The sequence below is a fragment of the Kitasatospora cinereorecta genome, from assembly GCF_024172095.1.
GTDB lineage: Bacteria > Actinomycetota > Actinomycetes > Streptomycetales > Streptomycetaceae > Kitasatospora > Kitasatospora cinereorecta.
In genome coordinates, this window is record NZ_JAMZDX010000006.1 from 421,183 (window position 1) to 439,654 (window position 18,472).

19 protein-coding genes and 2 tRNA genes are annotated in these 18,472 nt (G+C 73.4%); 14 read left to right on the forward strand and 7 right to left on the reverse strand.

What is annotated here, in order from left to right; translation table 11 throughout:
• The first annotated feature begins 21 nt into the window (after nucleotides 1-21).
• Both FHR36_RS31260 and pyrE read left to right on the forward strand, forming a co-directional pair.
• Nucleotides 22-912, forward strand: coding sequence for an SRPBCC domain-containing protein (locus tag FHR36_RS31260; RefSeq protein WP_253802639.1), 891 nt, complete (start codon nucleotides 22-24; stop codon nucleotides 910-912).
• A gap of 21 nt (nucleotides 913-933) precedes the next feature.
• Nucleotides 934-1,470 (forward strand): orotate phosphoribosyltransferase, encoded by a 537-nt coding sequence (gene pyrE / locus FHR36_RS31265; protein WP_253802641.1) that lies wholly within the window; start codon nucleotides 934-936, stop codon nucleotides 1,468-1,470.
• 72 nt (nucleotides 1,471-1,542) lie between these two features.
• Here the strand turns inward: pyrE and FHR36_RS31270 are convergent, their stop codons facing one another.
• Entirely contained in the window at nucleotides 1,543-2,253 is a 711-nt protein-coding gene (locus tag FHR36_RS31270; protein ID WP_253802643.1) for a DedA family protein, read from the reverse strand.
• 290 nt (nucleotides 2,254-2,543) lie between these two features.
• On the opposite strand from FHR36_RS31270, the gene fbaA reads away from it, so the two are divergent.
• Both fbaA and FHR36_RS31280 read left to right on the forward strand, forming a co-directional pair.
• Nucleotides 2,544-3,566 (forward strand): class II fructose-bisphosphate aldolase, encoded by a 1,023-nt coding sequence (fbaA, locus tag FHR36_RS31275; RefSeq protein ID WP_253802646.1) that lies wholly within the window; start codon nucleotides 2,544-2,546, stop codon nucleotides 3,564-3,566.
• Between the two features lie 86 nt (nucleotides 3,567-3,652).
• Nucleotides 3,653-4,066, forward strand: a complete 414-nt coding sequence (locus FHR36_RS31280; protein ID WP_253802648.1) for a DUF3151 domain-containing protein — start codon at nucleotides 3,653-3,655, stop codon at nucleotides 4,064-4,066.
• 98 nt (nucleotides 4,067-4,164) lie between these two features.
• On the opposite strand, the gene FHR36_RS31285 is transcribed toward FHR36_RS31280, so the two are convergent.
• Entirely contained in the window at nucleotides 4,165-5,940 is a 1,776-nt protein-coding gene (locus tag FHR36_RS31285) for a WD40 repeat domain-containing protein (protein WP_253802650.1), read from the reverse strand.
• 125 nt (nucleotides 5,941-6,065) lie between these two features.
• Here FHR36_RS31285 and FHR36_RS31290 point away from each other — a divergent pair, with 125 nt between their 5' ends.
• From FHR36_RS31290 to FHR36_RS31310, 5 genes are all read left to right on the forward strand, one after another.
• On the forward strand, nucleotides 6,066-6,971 hold the full coding sequence (locus FHR36_RS31290; protein ID WP_253802652.1) for a WXG100-like domain-containing protein: 906 nt from the start codon (nucleotides 6,066-6,068) through the stop codon (nucleotides 6,969-6,971).
• Nucleotides 6,968-7,906, forward strand: a complete 939-nt coding sequence (locus FHR36_RS31295; RefSeq protein WP_253802654.1) for a nucleic acid/nucleotide deaminase domain-containing protein — start codon at nucleotides 6,968-6,970, stop codon at nucleotides 7,904-7,906. The genes FHR36_RS31290 and FHR36_RS31295 overlap by 4 nt, the downstream gene beginning before the upstream one ends.
• A 40-nt stretch (nucleotides 7,907-7,946) precedes the next feature.
• The gene (locus FHR36_RS31300; protein WP_253802656.1) at nucleotides 7,947-8,672 is read left to right on the forward strand and encodes an SUKH-4 family immunity protein; all 726 of its coding nucleotides are present in this window, start codon (nucleotides 7,947-7,949) and stop codon (nucleotides 8,670-8,672) included.
• Nucleotides 8,673-8,688: 16 nt separating this feature from the next.
• On the forward strand, nucleotides 8,689-9,558 hold the full coding sequence (locus tag FHR36_RS31305; protein ID WP_253802658.1) for a nucleic acid/nucleotide deaminase domain-containing protein: 870 nt from the start codon (nucleotides 8,689-8,691) through the stop codon (nucleotides 9,556-9,558).
• Nucleotides 9,559-9,699: 141 nt separating this feature from the next.
• Nucleotides 9,700-10,542 (forward strand): DUF3152 domain-containing protein, encoded by an 843-nt coding sequence (locus FHR36_RS31310; RefSeq protein WP_253802660.1) that lies wholly within the window; start codon nucleotides 9,700-9,702, stop codon nucleotides 10,540-10,542.
• Between the two features lie 20 nt (nucleotides 10,543-10,562).
• On the opposite strand, the gene FHR36_RS31315 is transcribed toward FHR36_RS31310, so the two are convergent.
• The 5 genes from FHR36_RS31315 to purS form a co-directional block, all read right to left on the reverse strand.
• The gene (locus FHR36_RS31315) at nucleotides 10,563-11,306 is read right to left on the reverse strand and encodes a maleylpyruvate isomerase N-terminal domain-containing protein (RefSeq protein WP_253802663.1); all 744 of its coding nucleotides are present in this window, start codon (nucleotides 11,304-11,306) and stop codon (nucleotides 10,563-10,565) included.
• A gap of 86 nt (nucleotides 11,307-11,392) precedes the next feature.
• A complete protein-coding gene (locus FHR36_RS31320; protein WP_253802665.1) occupies nucleotides 11,393-12,193 on the reverse strand; it encodes a sterol carrier family protein in 801 nt (266 codons plus the stop codon).
• Between the two features lie 107 nt (nucleotides 12,194-12,300).
• Nucleotides 12,301-14,556 (reverse strand): phosphoribosylformylglycinamidine synthase subunit PurL, encoded by a 2,256-nt coding sequence (gene purL / locus FHR36_RS31325; protein WP_253802667.1) that lies wholly within the window; start codon nucleotides 14,554-14,556, stop codon nucleotides 12,301-12,303.
• A complete protein-coding gene (purQ, locus tag FHR36_RS31330) occupies nucleotides 14,556-15,233 on the reverse strand; it encodes a phosphoribosylformylglycinamidine synthase subunit PurQ (protein WP_253802669.1) in 678 nt (225 codons plus the stop codon). Before purQ ends, purL begins: the two co-directional genes overlap by 1 nt.
• A complete protein-coding gene (purS, locus tag FHR36_RS31335) occupies nucleotides 15,230-15,484 on the reverse strand; it encodes a phosphoribosylformylglycinamidine synthase subunit PurS (RefSeq protein ID WP_253802672.1) in 255 nt (84 codons plus the stop codon). Before purS ends, purQ begins: the two co-directional genes overlap by 4 nt.
• 423 nt (nucleotides 15,485-15,907) lie before the next feature.
• Between purS and FHR36_RS31340 the strand changes: the two genes are divergently transcribed.
• The 5 genes from FHR36_RS31340 (at nucleotide 15,908) to FHR36_RS31360 (ending at nucleotide 18,445) form a co-directional block, all read left to right on the forward strand.
• A complete protein-coding gene (locus FHR36_RS31340; RefSeq protein ID WP_253802674.1) occupies nucleotides 15,908-16,225 on the forward strand; it encodes a histone-like nucleoid-structuring protein Lsr2 in 318 nt (105 codons plus the stop codon).
• Between the two features lie 126 nt (nucleotides 16,226-16,351).
• Nucleotides 16,352-16,424: transfer RNA gene (locus FHR36_RS31345), tRNA-Gly, on the forward strand.
• Between the two features lie 37 nt (nucleotides 16,425-16,461).
• A tRNA-Gly gene (locus tag FHR36_RS31350) sits at nucleotides 16,462-16,534 on the forward strand.
• Nucleotides 16,535-16,682: 148 nt separating this feature from the next.
• Nucleotides 16,683-17,654: an ABC transporter ATP-binding protein gene (locus FHR36_RS31355; RefSeq protein ID WP_253802676.1), complete on the forward strand. Its 972-nt coding sequence runs from the start codon at nucleotides 16,683-16,685 to the stop codon at nucleotides 17,652-17,654.
• A complete protein-coding gene (locus FHR36_RS31360) occupies nucleotides 17,651-18,445 on the forward strand; it encodes an ABC transporter permease (RefSeq protein WP_253802677.1) in 795 nt (264 codons plus the stop codon). The genes FHR36_RS31355 and FHR36_RS31360 overlap by 4 nt, the downstream gene beginning before the upstream one ends.
• Nucleotides 18,446-18,472: the final 27 nt, after the last annotated feature.

Genomic DNA, 18,472 nt, shown 5'->3' on the forward strand with positions numbered 1-18,472 from the left:
CGGGTCGGTAGGCTCGCGGACATGGAGCATGAGGTTGTCGTCCCGCTGCCGGCCGAGGTCGTCCGGGAGGCCCTGCTGGACCGGGAGCTGATGGCGCGCTGCGTCCCCGGTCTGAGCGCCGTCGCCGACGCGTCCTCGCCGGTCGAGACGGGCGGCCGGCTGCGGCTGCGGATCGGCGGCTCCACGATCACCTACGCCGGCCGGCTGACCCGGCGGGAGTGGGAGAGCGACGAGCTGGTGGTCCGGCTGGCCGGCGAGGAGATCCGCGGCGGCGCCGCGGTCGCCGTCGAGCTGCGGATCACGCTGGCCGAGCAGCCAGGCGGCACGGTGGTGCGCCTGGACTGCGCGGTGGAGGCGGACGGCCGGCTGGCCGCCTTCGACGCCGAGACCCGGGAGACGGTGGGCCGCCGGCTGATCGACCGCGCCGCGGCGGCCCTGGTCGAGGAGCTGACCGTGGACGGCGAGGAGGACGGCGGCGACGAGCCGTCGGCCACCGTGGTCTACCTGGAGGACCGGGCGATCGGCCCGGACCTGGACGACGACCTGTCCGACCTGATCGCGTTCGGCGACGACGAGCCGGTGCTGCCGTTCGGGGAGCAGGAGAACCTGCCCGAGCCGCAGCCGGAGCTGCCGTACGAGCCGGAGCCGGCGCTGGCCGGCGGCCCGGTCCGCCGGTCGATCGTGGGCCGCTCGGCCGAGGAGGTGGACCACGCGCCGCCGCACGGCCGGTACGCGCCGAGCCCGCCGGCGCACAGCGCCCGGGCGAGAGCCGCCTCCCGCTGGGGCGGGGTGGAGCCGACGCTGCTGTCCGGGCACGCCGGGGAGCGCAGCGCGATGCCGTGGGTGATCGGTGGCGGGGTGGCGCTGATCGGCGGCGCGGTGGTGCTGGTCCGGGCCCTGCGCAAGCGGTAGCGGCCCGTAGACTGGCTGCTCATGAGCAACGACCGGGACGCCCTGCTGGCGCAGATCAAGACCAAGGCCGTGGTGCACGGCAAGGTCACCCTCTCCTCCGGGCTGGAGGCCGACTACTACGTCGACCTGCGCCGGATCACGCTGGACGCCGAGGCGGCGCCGCTGGTCGGCAAGGTGATGCTGGACGCCACCGCCGACCTGGAGTACGACGCCGTGGGCGGCCTGACCCTGGGTGCCGACCCGGTCGCCGCCGCGATGCTGCACGCCGCCGCCGCGCGCGGCCGCACGCTGGACGCCTTCGTGGTCCGCAAGGCGGGCAAGGCGCACGGCCTGCAGCGCCGGATCGAGGGCCCGGACGTCAAGGGCCGCCGGGTGCTGGCGGTCGAGGACACCTCCACCACCGGTGGCTCGGTGCTGACCGCCGTCGAGGCGCTGCGCGAGGCGGGCGCCGAGGTGGTCGGCGTCGCGGTGATCGTGGAGCGCGGCGCGGCCCCGGCGATCGCCGAGGCCGGTCTGCCGTACTACACCGCGTACACCCTGGACGACCTGGGCCTCTGAGCCCGCGGAACGCAGCGGCGGCCGGTGTTTCACGTGAAACACCGGCCGCCGTCGTTTCGGCGCGGGTGGGGGTCAGCCCTTGCGGTGGCGGCCGCTGCTCACCGGCTCGTGCTCGTCGGCGGCGACGCCCGCCTTCTTCTTCCGGCGCTCGCGGATCACCTCGATGATGATCGGCGAGATCGAGATCAGGATGATCAGCGCCATCGCCGGCAGCAGGTACTTGTCGATCACCGGCGCCATGGCGTCACCGAAGAAGTAGCCGATCAGCAGCATCGTCTCGGTCCACAGCACCGCGCCGACCACGTTCCAGACGAAGAAGGTGCGGGCGGGCATCTCCAGGGTGCCGGCCACCGGGTTGAGGAAGGTCCGCACCACCGGGATGAAGCGGGCCATCACCACGGCCTTGGCCGGGCCGAACTTGTCGAAGTACTCCTCCGCCTTCACCACGAAGTCGCGGCGGAAGATCTTCGAGTCCGGCTTGTCGAACATCCGGGGGCCGACCTTGGCCCCGATCAGGTGGCCCAGCTGGGCGCCGGCGATCGCCGCGATCGGCGCACCGATCAGCAGCATCGCGATGGGCATCCGGGCCCCCTCGCCGAGCACCTTCTCGGCGGCGCTGGAGGCGGCCACACCGGCCAGGATGAGCAGGGAGTCGCCGGGGAAGAAGAACCCGATCAGCAGGCCGGTCTCGGCGAAGATGATCGCGAGAATCCCGATGGCGCCGACCGATGCGACGAGCGATTTGGCGTCAAGCAGGTTGACGGCGAGCTGGTTGTAGTCCACGGGCGCAGGATAGCGCCCCGGCCTTACGGGCGGGCTGAGCCAGGACACCCGGTCCGGGCCTCGTCCGGGGCCGGCCGCCGGACGTCCCACGCGTACCGCCGCACGTCATCCGTCCCAAGGAGCGGGCCGCTGGGTGTGCCGGAGGGGCGAGTCTGGGAAGATGACACCGGTGTCCGGCCGGCGGTCGAGGACCACCCTCATCTCGCGCCGCATCCACGCCGTGTACCAGAGGCGTATCGAGCATCGGACAGCGTCGTCCGATCGCCCCACACCGACAGGAGCGGATTCGCATGCCCATCGCAACTCCCGAGGTCTACAACGAGATGCTGGACCGGGCCAAGGCGGGCAAGTTCGCCTACCCGGCGATCAACGTCACCTCGTCGCAGACGCTGCACGCCGCGCTGCGCGGCTTCGCCGAGGCCGAGAGCGACGGCATCATCCAGATCTCCACCGGCGGCGCGGAGTTCCTCGGCGGCCAGCACAACAAGGACATGGTGACCGGCGCGGTCGCCCTCGCCGAGTTCGCGCACATCGTGGCCGCCAAGTACGACATCACCGTCGCGCTGCACACCGACCACTGCCCGAAGGACAAGCTGGACGGCTACGTCCGCCCGCTGCTCGCGGTCTCCGCCGAGCGCGTGGCCAAGGGCCTGAACCCGCTGTTCCAGTCGCACATGTGGGACGGCTCGGCCGAGACCCTGGCCGACAACCTGGCCATCGCGCAGGAGCTGCTGGCCCAGGCCGCCGCCGCCAAGATCATCCTTGAGGTCGAGATCACCCCGACCGGCGGCGAGGAGGACGGCGTCTCGCACGAGATCAACGACGAGCTGTACACCACCGTCAACGACGCCGTGCGCACCGCCGAGGCGCTGGGCCTGGGCGAGAAGGGCCGCTACCTGCTGGCCGCCTCGTTCGGCAACGTGCACGGCGTGTACAAGCCGGGCAACGTCGTCCTGAAGCCGGAGCTGCTCGCGGAGCTCCAGGCCGAGATCGGCAAGCAGTACGGCAAGGCCGACCCGTTCGACTTCGTCTTCCACGGCGGCTCCGGCTCGACCGCGGAGGAGATCGCCACCGCGCTGGCGAACGGCGTCGTGAAGATGAACCTCGACACCGACACCCAGTACGCCTTCACCCGCCCGGTCGTGGACCACATGTTCCGCAACTACGACGGTGTGCTGAAGGTCGACGGCGAGGTCGGCAAGAAGAACACCTACGACCCGCGCACCTGGGGCAAGCTGGCCGAGGCCGGCATGGCCGGCCGCGTGGTCGAGGCCGCGCAGCAGCTGCGTTCCGCGGGCAACCGCCTGAAGTGAGTCGCGCCCCGGTGCCCCCGGACGGTTCGCCGTCCGGGGGCACCGGCGTCTGCGGGCCCCGGCCCGACAGTGGTTGACTTGGGCCCATGAGCATTCACGAGAACCTGCTCGGCGGGCCCCCGCCGACCCACCTGCCGGCCGAGCCCGGCCCGCTGGAGCTGCTGGCCTCTGGTGCCACCCCCGCGGAGGTCGCGGCGGCCTACCCGACGTCCTCGCTCGCCTGGGCGCAGCTGGCCGACGACGCGTACGCCGCCGGCCGGACCGTGGAGTCCTACGCCTACGCCCGCACCGGCTACCACCGCGGCCTGGACGCGCTGCGCCGCAACGGGTGGAAGGGCCACGGCCCGGTGCCGTGGGAGCACGAGCCGAACCGCGGCTTCCTGCGGGCGCTGCACGCGCTCGGCCGGGCCGCCGGCGCGATCAACGAGAAGGACGAGGCGGAGCGCTGCACGCAGTTCCTGCGCGACTCCTCGCCGACCGCGGCCGACACGCTGGGCTGAGCCGACCCGCCGCCGACCCGAACCGCCGCCCGGAGCTTCCGGGCGGCGGTTCCTTCCGTTCCCGGCGCCTGTACTTCCCGGACCCGATGGTGCAGGGGTCAGTTCTGCCGCAGGTCGATGGCGACCACACCGTCGGCGAGGCCGGCCAGCAGGGTGCCGCCGACCAGGCTGAGCGCCCAGACCTGGGAGCCGAGCCTGAGGTCCAGCCGGCTGCCCGGCTGCTCGGGGCGGCGGACCCGGATCAGCCCGTCGGACCAGGCGGCGGCCACCACCAGGCCGGCCGGTCCGTCGCCGAGCGCCACCGCGGCCACTGGGCTGGGCCGGTGGTCGGCCGGGTCGGCCATCGGCTCGCCGCCCGGGCCCCACAGCCGCACCGCGCCGTCGAAGCCGCCGCTGGCCAGCAGCGGGACGCCGGCGTCGCCGGCCGGGCCTAGGCCGAGCGCCGCCAGGGCGGTCACCGGCCCGGTGTGCAGCCGCTCGCTCCACACCTCGCCGTCCTGGTACCAGTGCACGGCGCCCGCGGTGTCGCCCAGCGCGGGGGCGGCGTCGGGCAGGGCGGTGGCCGCGGCCAGCGCGCTCGGCTCGGCGCCCGCCGCGGCCCGCAGCCGGGCCAGCGCCTCGTCCAGCGCGTACGGCTCCAGGCCGGGCGCCGGGTGGGCCGGGGCGACCAGTTCGATGCCGCCCCAGGAGTCCAGCAGCAGCAGGCTGCCGCCGGCGGTCGCGGCCAGGGCGCGCAGCGGCTTGGGGCCGGGGACGACGATCCGGGCGAGCGTCGCGCCGGTGGCGGCGGACAGCACCCGGACGGCCCCGGTCGCGTCCGCGAGCAGCCAGCCGTCCCGGTGCGGGCCGGTGCCGGACGCGGCGGCGGCCGCGGTGCCGGGCTCCCAGCGGGCCCAGCGGGCGGACCAGCCGCTCGGGGCGTCGGCCAGGCGGTCGACCGCGGCGGCGTCGGCCGGGCTCGCGCCCCGGGCGCCGAGCAGCCGGGCGCGCAGGACGTGGGCCCGGCTCGGCGCGTCGGGGGTGTCGATCAGCGCCGGACCGGCCGCCTCCCAGGCCTCGGGCAGCGCTCCGGTGCGGCCCTCCAGCGCGGCGGTGACGGCGGCCGGCCGGGCCAGCGCGTACAGCAGCGGGTCGGCGGCCAGCGGGCCGAGGTCGTCCTCCCGGGCGGCGGCGGTCCACAGCTCGGTGAGCAGGTCCTCGCCGGCGGCCGGGAGGTCGAGGTCCCCGGCCGGGTCGAGGGGCACCCGGGCGATCAGCTCGGAGAGCCCGGCGTCCTCGGGCGGCCGGACGCCGAGGGCGCGGCCCGGGTTCGGGTAGGCGGAGGGGTCGGCGCCCTCGCGGGCGCACCACTCCTCGAAGCGCTCCCGGTCGGTCCAGTGCGGGTCGTCCAGGTCCAGGACGGCCGGGTCGGCGACGGCGGCCAGTGGGGAGGCCGACTCGACCACCATCCTGACCTGCGGCACCTGGAGGATCGGGTCGAGCAGTTCGGCGATCAGCCGGGCCGGGTCGGCGGCGCGGTCGAGGTCCGGGACGCAGACGACCGTACGGCGCCCGTCGGCGGCCAGTGCGGCCAGCAGTTCCTGCGGGGTGCGGGCGCCGGTGCCGAGCTGGAGGCCGAGCAGCCAGACCGCGCCGCGGACGCTCAGTCCGTCGGCCGGCAGGACGGCGCTGATCCGCTGCGCCGACGGGGTGTCGGGTGCCGTGCCGCCGGCCACCAGCCAGGCCAGCAGGTGGCTCTTGCCCGCTCCGGCGCTGCCGGTGATCCGGCACAGCCGCGGCGCCCGCGGGTCGTCCAGCCAGCCGAGCAGCGCCGCCCCGGCGGCGCGGCGTCCGGCGCGCAGCGGCGGTATTCGACGGTCGGTCCCCAATGTCATGCCCCCGTTCCGAACTGCTTTCCGGCAGGAGCCTACCCATCGTTCGGCGTTCGGGAGGGCCCTGAGTTGACCAAACCTCGCACCGAACTGATAGTCATACGAGCTACACGGGGGAAGGGGAACAGATGGGCGTCGTACTGCCCGACGAGCTCGCCTGGGTGCTCGACCTGATCGGCATCAACTGGCCCAACGTCGACGAGGACGAGTACCGCGAGATGGCGGACGAACTCCGCGACCTCGCTTCGACGTTGAACGCAGACCGGGACCTGATCGCCCGCGCCGCCGAGGACTTCCTGGGGATCAACCAGGGCGAGGCGGCCGACGCCTTCAAGGCGCACTTCGACAAGGTCGCCGGCACCCACATGCCCCAAGTCGCGCAGGCCCTGGGCCTGTTCGCCACCGGGCTGGACGGCGCCGCACTGGTGATCACCGGCGCGAAGATCGCCGCAGTGGTCCAACTCGGCATCCTGGCCGCGGAGGTGATCGCCGCCCAGGCAGCCGCGCCGTTCACCTTCGGACTCTCCGAGGCCGGCGCCCTCGGTGCGACCCAGGCCACCCGGATGATCGTCAAGCGGCTGCTCAAGGAGGCCGAGCAGCAGCTGCTCTCCCAACTGATGTCACTGGTCGAGGGCCCGATCTTCGCCGCGCTCGACTCGATGGCCCAGGACCTGATCGTCCAGCTCGCCCGCAACGCGCTCGGCGTCCAGCACGGCATCGACCTGGGCCAGACCGCCAACGCCGGCAAGTCCGGCTTCAAGGACGGCGTCCAGCAGTCGGTCGACCAGGTCAAGGGCTACGCGGACGACCCGCTCGGCGCCGCGAAGGACTTCGCCGAGAACACCGTCACCGGCGCCGTCGACGCCCACCGGCAGGAGCAGCAGGAACAGCAGCAGCACCAGCAGGGCCAGGAGCACCAGCAGCACACCCAACAGCAGCCGCACCAGGAGCAGCCGCAGCACCCGCAGCAGCACCAGGCGCAGCCGCACCATCAGCAGCAGCACCACTCGACCGCGCGGCGAGGTGGCCGGTGAACGACATCGTCAAGCACGACTTCGACGCGGCCGAGACCCTCGCCGCCCAGTTCGACAGTCACTTCGACAAGATGCGGGAGCACCACACCCGCACCACCCGCAACCGCACCCGCGCGGTCAGCGGCCGGGGCGGCGACCCGATGGGCCAGATCGTCTCCGACATGGCCGATCGGGCGCTCGGCGCGATCGAGAAGGCCCTCGGCAGCCTCGCCCAGCACGCCAAGGACACCGCCGGCGGCGTCCGCAAGATGAGCCAGAACCACAAGGACCTGGAAGAACGGCTCGCCAAGAAGTACCAGAAGATCGTCACCGACCACGACACCACGCCCGTCTACCTGCTCGACCACAAGGGCGACGTGCACCGCGTCCACCCGGACGGCACCAAGACGAAGATCGACGACGAGCACGACTCCGGCATCAAGGACTTCTTCGCGAACGGCCGGTCGGAGCCGTTCCGGGTGACCAAGGAGGACGTGCCCCCGCAGGACGCGCCGCGGACCGGCTCGCGCAAGGTCCGCCCCGGCGGCTCCGAGCTGGCCCGGGCCACCCAGCGCGCCCGGCTCGCGCAGAAGGACTACGGCAGCTACGGCCCCGACAGCCAGGCCCGCGCCAACTACGCCGCCCTGCACTACCAGGACGGCCAGCGGAACTTCATCCTGGTCGCCCGCAGCGACTTCCTGAACAACGCCCACTCCGAGCGCCGGATCGGCGCCCCCATCCTGGACGCGATGCAGGGCCCGGGCGTCCGCGCGCTCTACAGCGAGCGGGCCCCCTGCGACTCCAAGCTGTCCAACTGCGGGAGCTGGCTGCACGAGAAGTTCCCGCACCTCACCGACGTCAGCCACAGCATCGACTACCCGGGCACCGAGGAGCACTCCAAATACCTGAAGGACCTCAAGGAGAAGCACTTCCAGATCTTCCGGCGCAAACGGTGACGCCCGGTCCGCCGGAACGGGCCACGGATAGGCTGTGCCCATGACGCCCGACCAACCGGACCTCCCGAACGAGCCCGTCACCCGCGCCGAGCTGGAGCGGGTGTACGGCGCCGACGGACTGGTGAGGGTGGCGCCGGAGCGGGTGCCTGCCGCGGTCGCCGACCCGGGCGCCCGGGCCTTCCTCACCGCGATCGGCCTGCCCACCGCCCCGGGCGCCGTGGTCCGCCCCGACGAGGCGCTGCTCGCCGGTGCCCCACGCCTGCTCGCCGAGCACTGCGCACCGGGCAAGCCGGACGAGGCGTACCCCGGCCTGCCCGGCGGCGGCGCCGCGATGGTGGTCCTGGGCCACTACGGCTCCGGCCTGTTCGTCCTCGACGGCGGCTCGGGCGCGGTCCACGCACTGGCCCCGCACGAGGACGCCGCGGTCAACGGCCGCCCGGCCCACCGCGACCTGCACTCCCTGGCCCGCTGCCTGCTCGCCTTCGGCGGCCGGGAACTGTGGCTGCTCTCCGACCTGATGGACCCGGACACCGCCGACTGGTGCCGGGCGCACTTCCCCGAGTTCGCCGAGCTCTGCCCGGTCCGCGACGAGGAGGAGGACGACTTCTTCCTGGACGAGGACGAGGAGGAGGAGCTCCGCGCCCGGTTGCCCGACGTCGACGAGGTCCTCGACGGCCTCGCCGCCGCACTGCGCCGGATCGAGCCCGGGATCACCGACCAGCCGGTGTGGCAGGAAGTGCTCCACAACTTCCGCCACGGCTACTGACCTGAACGACGGAGCCATGACCGCAGAACTCTCCCAGCGCCTGCTCGACCGCTTCGGCCCCGGCGGCCTGCACCGGCCGACCGCGGACGCGCTGTCGGCCACCATCGTCCCCGCCGAGGCCGCCGCCCTGCTGGCCGCCGCCGGCCTCCCGTTGCAGGTGGGGCCGTACTTCACCGCCGGCGCCGGCGAGCCGCTGCGCCTTGCCGACCACGCCGAGCGGGCCGGGATCGCCGCCGCCGACCGGCCGGAGGCCGACTGGGCCCGGCTCGGCACCGACCGCGGCGCCGAACTGTGCGTCGACGGCCGCGGCCAGGTGTGGGCGGTCTACCTCGCATTCTCCGAGCCGTCCGTCCTGGTCGACACCGACCTCGCGGCGTTCCTCGGCAACCTCTGCGAACTCGAGGACTCCCTGGGCCGGTTGGCCGCCACCGAGCGGCCGGAGGAGATCTTCCAGCTGTTCTCCGGCACGGAGAGCCGGATGCGCGCGAGGGACCTGCGGGCCTTCGAGACCGACGAGCTGTGGTGGCCCCGCGTCCTGGAGGACGTCCGGCACACCCGGGGCGTCCCCGGCTACGCGGCCTTCAAGTACCGCGGCGCCAAGGACGAGCCCGAGATCGTCACCGCCGACGGCTCGCTCGCCCTGCACCCCGAGGAGGCGGTCTGGCACCGCCTCTCCGCGGCCGGCGTCGACCCGGCGGACGTGCTGGAGGTCTACACCGAGCTGCAGGCCTGCTTCATGCCCGGCCACTACTGCAGCGTCTGGATGGCCCGGACCTTCCCGGCGGCCGAGTTCAGCCACAGCTACGACTACGGCGACACCGCCGCCGAGCGGGAGGCCGGCATCCGCGAGCTCGCCCAGGCCCTCACCGAGGGACCGGGCGCCTGATCGAACGGGCACCCGATCGAGGGCCCGCGCCCCCGCCGACGGGCCCTCCCGAGCCTCTCCTGCCCCACCCGCATAGGCACGCTGCAACCGACCGGCCCGTCCCGGGAGTCCTACCGGAGAGCCGAGCAGGGAGTCTTCGCAGTGTCAGCACCCCGGAGCACCAGCACCGACCGCAGCCCCCGCCGGGCCGGACGCCGACGGCGGGTGCGTCGTCGGCGGCTCGCCCTGGTGCTGGCCGCCTCCCTCGCGGTGGCCGGCGGGGCCGTCGCCGTGGTGATGCGGCCGATGGGCGGCCCGCCCGCCGGGGCGCCCACCGTCCAGGCCAGGGCCGTCCCGCCGGAGACCGCGACGCCTGCTCCCAGCCCGACGCCCAGCCCGACTCCGACACCCGCCCCGACCCCGCCGACCCCCACCGCCGGACCGACCAGCGGCAAGGGCACCTTCACCACCGCCGAGGCCGACGGCAAGGCGGTCGGCAAGGGCACCGTCCGCCGCTACAAGGTCGAGGTGGAGGACGGCATCGGCATCGACCCCAAGGCCGTCGCGACGCAGGTCCAGGCGATCCTCGCCGACAAGCGCGGCTGGACGGCCGACGGCGTCGACGGCTTCCAGCTGGTCTCCTCCGGCACCTACGACTTCACCGTACGGATCGCCTCCCCGGACACCGTCGACCGGATCTGCGCCACCGCCGGGCTCAACACCAAGGGCGAGGTGAACTGCGACGTCGGCAGCCAGGTGATGGTCAACTCCAAGCGCTGGAACACGGGTTCGCCGGAGTTCTCGGGCCCGCTCGACGAGTACCGGGCACTGATCGTCAACCACGAGGTCGGCCACCGGATCGGCCACGGCCACGAGAGCTGCCCCGGGAAGGGCAAGCCCGCGCCCGCCATGATGCAGCAGATCTACGGCCTGAACGGCTGCGTGGCCAACGCCTGGCCGTACACCGCCGACGGCCACTACATCAGCGGTCCCGCGGCGCCCTGAGCCTCACCGGATCCCGGCACTCATCCCAGCAGGGGCAGCAGGCCGGCCGGCAGATCGGCGGGCACCGGGTCGCGGCCGGTGGCCACCCGGATCCACGCCAACGGGTCCGCCGCGGCCAGCTTCTCGGCCCGGTCCACCACGTCGGCGGCGGCCACCGCGTCCACGACGTCCGCCCCGGCCGCCCGCTCCGCGAGCGCGGCCAGCAACAGCGCGGAGACCGCCGCCACCGCCCGGGTGTCGTGCGGGAACCGGCTGCGGCCGAGCGCGTGCGCCAGGTCGTCCGCGTGCACAACCGTCTCGACCAGCCGGGTCACCAGCATGTCGCCGAGCGCGATCGGCCCGAACCGCAGGCCGAACCGGCGCCCGGCATCGGCCGCCCGCGGCCCGGCCAGGAAGTCGGTGAGCAGGTCGACCGCCTCGTCGAAGGCCGCGGCGACCGCCGCCGTCGGCCCGGCGAACACCTCGGCCGCATGCCGCCGGGCGGCCTCGTCCAGCAGGTCCGCGGCGCTCCGCACGGCCGCCACCCACGCGGTCAGGCCGAGCAGCGGCCCGTCCGGCGCCGGGTCGTCGACGTGCAGCGGCACCCAGCCCACCTGGATCGCCAGGTGCGCCGCCAACTCCCGTACCCGCCAGTCGCCGAGGCGGGTCGGCAGCGCCAACTCGGCCTCGTCGAGGGCTCGGACGGCGTCCCGCAGGGCCAGCGCCTGGGCGGCCAGTGCGGCCCGGACCACCGGGGGTTCGGCGAGGGTGCGCGAGTTCGGCATGGGCGGAGGCTACCGCCCGGACCGGCGCCCGCGCGCACCCCGACCGACCCGTGGACGGCGCGGCTCGGAGAGCAGGTCGGGAAAGCTCAACCCAGCACCGGCAGAAGGGCGCTGAGGTCGCTGCGCTCCCCACTCGCCGACAGCGAGACGTCCAGCACCTCGGCCCAGGCGACCCGACCGGTGGCCAGCCGGATCCAGGTCAGCGGGTCGGCCTCCACCACGTTCGGCGGGGTGCCGCGGGTGTGCTTCGGCCCCTCCACGGCCTGCACCACGGCGTACGGCGGCACCCGCAACTCCACTGCCCCGCCCGGGACCTGGTCGGCGAAGGCGTCGGCGAGCAGCCGGGCGGCAGCGGCCACCGCCTGCTTCTCGTGCGGGAAGTCCACCGCGAGGGCGGCGGCCAGGTCGTCCGCGTGCACCACGGTCTCCACCAGCCGGGTCACCAGGAAGTCGGCCAGCGGCATCGGGCCGAACCGCATCGCGATCAGCCGGCCCGGCTCCTCGGCCGCGGGCAGCGCCGCGAGCAGCGCGTCGCAGCAGCCGTCGAACTCGGCCGCGACCTCCTCCGGCGGGCCGGCGAACTGCCCGGCGGCCAGCTCCTCGGCGATGTCGTTGATGGTGGCGGCGGCCGTCCGGGTCCTGCGAGCCCAGTGCAGCGGCGTGATGGCCGGCTCGGCGGGCAGCGGATCGTCCAGGTGGGCCGGCACCCAGCTGACCACCATGCCCAGGTGGGACACCAACTCCCTCACTCGCCAGTCCCCGAGGCGGGTGGGCCGCTCCAACTGCTCGGCGCTCAGGCCGTGGACGGCCGTGCGCAGCGCCTCGATCTGCCCGGTCAGCGCGGCGCGCACCTTCGCCGGGTCGTACATGCGGGTCTTGGTCGCCATACCCCGCAGCGTACGCCGAAGCCGTCCGCACAGTGGCCGGGTACGCCGGAGGGCGGTCCGCACGCCGTGTGCGGACCGCCCTCCAGGTCGAGCGGGGTCGAGCAGGGTCAGGCGAGCAGGGCCTCGATGACGCCGGTGTGGGCGTCCTTCAGCTCCGCCAGCGAGACGCCGAACTGGCCCTGGACGTCCAGGACGTCGCCGTCCACGACACCGATGCGGGTGGCCGGCAGGCCGCGCGCGCCGCACATGTCGTTGAACCGCAGCTCCTCGCTGCGCGGCACGGAGACCACCGCGCGGCCGGCCGACTCGGAGAACAGGAACACGAACGGGTCCTGGCCCTCCGGGACGACCACGCGGGCGCCCTTGCCGCCCTTGAGGCAGCTCTCCACCAGCGCCTGGCCCAGGCCGCCGTCGGAGAGGTCGTGCGCGGCGTCGATCATGCCGTCGCGGGAGCCCGCGATCAGGATCTCGCCCAGCAGCCGCTCGCGCTCCAGGTCGACCTTGGGCGGCAGGCCGCCCAGGTGCTGGTGGACCACCTGCGACCAGGCGGAGCCGCCCAGCTCGTCGGCGGTGTCACCGAGCAGGTAGAGCAGCTGGCCCTCCTCGGCGAAGCCGATCGGGGTGCGGCGGGTGACGTCGTCGATGACGCCGAGCACCGCGACCACGGGGGTCGGGTGGATGGCGACCTCGCCGGTCTGGTTGTAGAGCGAGACGTTGCCGCCGGTGACCGGGGTGCCGAGCACCTGGCAGGCGTCGGCCAGGCCGCGGGTGGCCTCGGCGAACTGCCACATCACGTCCGGGTCCTCGGGGGAGCCGAAGTTGAGGCAGTCGGAGACGGCGAGCGGCTTGGCGCCGCCGGCCGCGACGTTGCGGTACGCCTCGGCGAGGGCCAGCTGGGCACCGGTGTACGGGTCCAGCTTGGTGTAGCGGCCGTTGCCGTCGGTGGCGACCGAGACGCCGAGGTTGGTCTCCTCGTCGATCCGGATCATGCCGGAGTCCTCGCCCACCGAGAGCACGGTGTTGCCGAGCACGTAGCGGTCGTACTGGTCGGTGATCCAGGACTTGGAGGCCTGGTTCGGGTGCGAGGCGACCTTCAGCAGGTCGGCCTTGAGGCCCTCACCGGTGGTCGGGCGGACCAGCCGCTCGGCGGTCGGGGCGTCGGCCTGCAGCGCGTCCTGCCAGCTCGGGCGGGCGAACGGGCGCTGGTAGGTCGGGCCCTCGTGGGCGACGGTGCGCGGCGGCACGTCGACGACCTGCTCGCCGTGCCAGAAGATCTCCAGGCGCTCGCCGTCGGTCACCTCACCGATGACGGTGGCGATGACGTCCCACTTCTCGCAGATCTCCAGGAAGCGGTCGACCTTGCCGGGCTCGACGATGGCGCACATGCGCTCCTGCGACTCGCTCATGAGGATCTCCTCCGGCGAGAGCGTGTTGTCGCGCAGCGGCACGGTGTCCAGCTCGATCCGCATGCCGCCGGTGCCGGCCGAGGCCAGCTCCGAGGTGGCACAGGACAGGCCGGCGCCGCCGAGGTCCTGGATGCCCGCGACCAGGTCCTCCTTGAAGATCTCCAGGGTGCACTCGATGAGCAGCTTCTCCTGGAAGGGGTCGCCGACCTGGACGGCGGGGCGCTTGGCCGGGCCGGTGGCGTCGAAGGTCTCCGAGGCCAGCACGGAGACGCCGCCGATGCCGTCGCCGCCGGTGCGGGCGCCGTAGAGGATGACCTTGTTGCCGGGGCCGGAGGCCTTGGCGAGGTGGATGTCCTCGTGCTTCATCACGCCGACGCACAGCGCGTTGACCAGCGGGTTGCCCTGGTAGCAGGAGTCGAAGACGACCTCGCCGCCGATGTTGGGCAGGCCCAGGCAGTTGCCGTAGCCGCCGATGCCCGCGACGATGCCGGGCAGCACGCGCCGGGTGTCGGGGTGGTCGGCGGCGCCGAAGCGCAGCGGGTCCATCACGGCGACCGGGCGGGCGCCCATCGCCAGGATGTCGCGGACGATGCCGCCGATGCCGGTGGCCGCGCCCTGGTAGGGCTCGATGTACGACGGGTGGTTGTGCGACTCGACCTTGAAGGTGACCGCGTAGCCCTGGCCGACGTCGACCACACCGGCGTTCTCGCCGATGCCGACGAGCATGGCGTCGTTCTCGGGCGCCTTCTCGCCGAACTGCTTCAGGTGGACCTTGGAGCTCTTGTACGAGCAGTGCTCGGACCACATGACGGAGTACATGGCCAGCTCGGCGCCGGTGGGACGGCGGCCGAGGATCTCGCGGATCCGGCTGTACTCGTCTTCCTTCAGACCGAGCTCGGCCCAGGGCTGGGCGGCGTCCGGGGTCTGCTCGGCGTTCTTGACGGTGTCGAGGGTCATCAGGCGTTCACCAGCTGCTTGAGGACGGAAGTGAAGAAGCCCAGGCCCTCGGTGGTCGGGCCGGTGAGCGGCTCCACGGCGTGCTCGGGGTGCGGCATCAGGCCGACCACGTTGCCGGCGGCGTTGGTGATGCCGGCGATGTCGCGGTAGGAGCCGTTGGGGTTCACGTCGACGTAGCGCGCGACGACGCGGCCCTCGGCCTCGAGCGCGTCCAGCACGTGCTCGTCGGCGACGAAGCGGCCCTCGCCGTTCTTCAGCGGGACGACGATTTCCTGGCCCGCCGAGTAATCCCGGGTCCAGGCGGTACCGGCGTTCTCGATGCGCAGCTTCTGGTCGCGGCAGATGAAGTGCAGCGAGTCGTTGCGGGTGAGCGCGCCGGGCAGCAGGTGCGATTCGCAGAGCACCTGGAAGCCGTTGCAGATACCGAGGACCGGCATTCCCAGCTTCGCCTGCTCGATGATGGTCTCCATCACCGGGGAGAAGCGGGAGATGGCCCCGCAGCGCAGATAGTCGCCGTAGGAGAATCCGCCCGGCAGGACGACCGCGTCGACCTGGTGGAGGTCCTTGTCGCGGTGCCAGAGGGCGACCGGCTCGGCGCCGGCCAGCCGGACCGCGCGCTGTGCGTCGCGGTCGTCGAGGGAACCGGGGAAAGTGACGACGCCGACTCGGGTGGTCACTTGCCGTCCTCCTCGACGCGGACGGTGAAGTCCTCGATCACGGTGTTGGCGAGGAAGGTCTCGGCGGCTTCGCGGATCCGGGCGAGCGCGGCGTCGTCCACCGGCCCCTCCAGTTCCAGCTCGAAACGCTTGCCCTGGCGGACGTCGGCGATCCCGGCGAAACCGAGACGCGGCAGCGCACGCTGCACCGCCTGTCCCTGGGGGTCGAGGATCTCCGGCTTGAGCATGACGTCGACTACGACGCGTGCCACTGGCACTCCCGGTGGTGATTGCGTGAAGGCGGGGGGACCTTCAGCCTACCTGGGCTTTCGGGTCGGATTGCGGGCCCGGGGGCGCGACGCGCGTAGACCTTCACCCCTTACGCCCCAAGGGTTCCAGGGCTCCCGGTCCACCCCGCGGGCCCCCTGCGCCCGCATCCGATTTCGTCGGTTTAATCCCTTCCGTAACGGACCGGTATCGAAGGCTCGGGGAAGCACGTGAATATCCGGAAAAAAGGAATCCGAGACTCTTCGATTTCCGCCCCCTTTGGGTGCAGAATAGGGCGACCGGCAGCCGGACGCGCCGCGCAGCGGCATGGCCCCCCACGCCTGCCGCATGTGCCTGCACCACGGCACACCGGGCCGACGGGGCACCCGAACACCCGTCGGCCGAATTGCCCGAGAGGATTGACACCCATGGCTCAGCGTGTAGTCGTCACGCTCTCCGACGACCTGGACGGCGGCGCCGCCGCGGAAACCGTCCACTTCGGTGTTGACGGGAAGTCGTACGAGATCGACCTGTCCGCTGACAACGCGGAAAAGCTGCGGGAGGCCCTCGCCCCGTTCGTCGCCGCCGGACGTCGGCAGAGCCGCAGCGGGAAGTCGTTCCGCCGCACCGCCCTGACCCCCGACCCCGCCGCGGTCCGGGCCTGGGCCCAGTCGAACGGCATGGAGCTGCCGGCCCGCGGCCGGATCCCGAAGCACGTGTACGAGGCGTTCGCCGAGGCGAACTGACCCGTCCGGAGGGCCGCCCCACCCGGTCCGCCGCGGAAGGGTGGGGCGAGCACTCCGATCGATGTTGTAGAGTAATTCTCGTCGCCAAGGGGAACACCCCGGGAGCGGCCGGCGCCGAGGCGCCGTGCGGACGTGGCTCAGTTGGTAGAGCATCACCTTGCCAAGGTGAGGGTCGCGAGTTCGAATCTCGTCGTCCGCTCGCAGTGCCGAAAGGCGCAGCACAAGTGAATAGTCGTGCGGACGTGGCTCAGTTGGTAGAGCATCACCTTGCCAAGGTGAGGGTCGCGAGTTCGAATCTCGTCGTCCGCTCCGATGAAGAAGGGCCCCTCGATCGAGGGGCCCTTCTTCGTGCTGCCGGTCCCGGGTGACATTTGTCACCGCCGACCCGTGGATCCGCACCGGAGGCCGGTGACGGCGCGCACTGACCCCGCGCGGGGAGCGGCGGAACGCTGGATCCATGACCGACTCCAGCCGCCCCGCCGTCGAGGCCGTGGGCCTGCACCGCCGCTACGGGCCCGCCGACGGCGCCGGTTTCGACGCCGTCCGCGGCCTCGACCTCACCGTCCACCGGGGCGAGCTGTTCGCCCTGCTCGGCACCAACGGCGCCGGCAAGACCTCCACCATGGAGCTGCTCGAAGGGCTCGCCGCGCCGACCGCCGGCGGCATCCGGGTGCTCGGCCACGACCCGTACCGGGAGCGGGCCGCGGTCCGGCCGCGGATCGGGATCATGCTCCAGGAGAGCGGCTTCCCCGGCGAGCTCACCGTGGCCGAGGCCGTCCGCTGCTGGGTCGGGCTGACCAGTCGGGCCCGGCCCGCCGACGAGGCCCTGGACCTGGTCGGCCTGCTGGACCGGCGCACGGTCCGGGTGAAGCAGCTCTCCGGCGGCGAGCGCCGCCGCCTCGACCTCGCCGTCGCCCTGCTCGGCCGGCCCGAACTGCTCTTCCTGGACGAGCCGAGCACCGGACTCGACCCCGAGGCCCGGGCCGCCGTCTGGCAGCTGGTGCGCGAGCTGCGGGCGCAGGGCACCACCGTGCTGCTCACCACGCACTACCTGGAGGAGGCCGAGGAGCTCGCCGACCGGCTGCTGATCATGCACCGGGGGCGGGCCGTGGTCTCCGGCACCGTCGCCGAGGTGATCGCCGGCCGCCCGTCCCGGATCAGCTTCGAACTGCCCGAGCGCAGCGGCCCGTACGGGGACCTCACGCTGCCGCCGCTGCCCGCCGCCGAGGTCACCGCCACCGGCCGCCGGGTCACCGTCCGCACCACCCGGCTCCAGGAGACCCTCACCGACCTGCTCGGCTGGGCGGCCCGCCACCAGGTCGCCCTCGGGGCGCTGGACGCCCGCAGCGCCTCCCTGGAGGAGGCCTTCCTCGCCATCGCCGCCGAGGCGGCCGGTGCCGCCCCCCTGCCGATCGGAGACCCGCGATGACCACCGTCACCGGCCGCCTGCTGGCCCTCGGCCGGGCCGAGGCGGCCCTGCTGCTGCGCAACCGCACCGCCTTGTTCACCGCGCTGCTGATGCCGCCGCTGATGCTCGCCGCGCTGCGCCCGATCCTCGACCAGCAGCGCGCCACCAGCCCCGGGCTGGACCTGCACGCCGCCCTGGTCGGCGGCCTGGCCGGGATCGTCCTGCTGTTCGTCGTCTACTACACGCTCACCGCCGCGTACGTGGGCCGCCGCAGCGAGCTGGTGCTCAAGCGGCTGCGCACCGGCGAGGCCCGGGACGGCGAGATCCTGCTCGGCACCGCCGTCCCCGCCGTCGTCCTCGCCGTGCTGCAGCTGGCCGTGCTCGGGGCGGCCTCCACCGCGCTGCTGGACCTGCCCGCGCCGGTCAACCCGGTGCTGCTGCTGGCCGGACTGGTGCTGGCGCTCGCCCTGCTGATCCCGCTGGCGGCGCTCTCCAGCGCCTTCACCAGGACCGTCGAGAGCGCCGGGCTCACCACGCTGCCGGTGCTGCTGGTCGCCCAGTTCGGCTCGGGCGTGCTGTTCCCGCTGGAGACCATGCCGGACGGGCTGGCGACCGTCTGCCGGCTGCTGCCCACCACCCCGGCCCTGCGGCTGATCCGGATCGGCTGGTTCGGCGGCGACGGCTCGGTGCCCGCCACCGGCTTCCTCGGCACCTGGTCCGCCGCCGCCCCGGCGCTGCTGCTCGCCGCCGCGTGGGCGCTGGTCGCGGTCTGGGCCGCCCACCGCTGGTTCCGCTGGGAGCCCCGGCGCTGAACCGGGCGCTCGGTGCGGCAGCCGGGT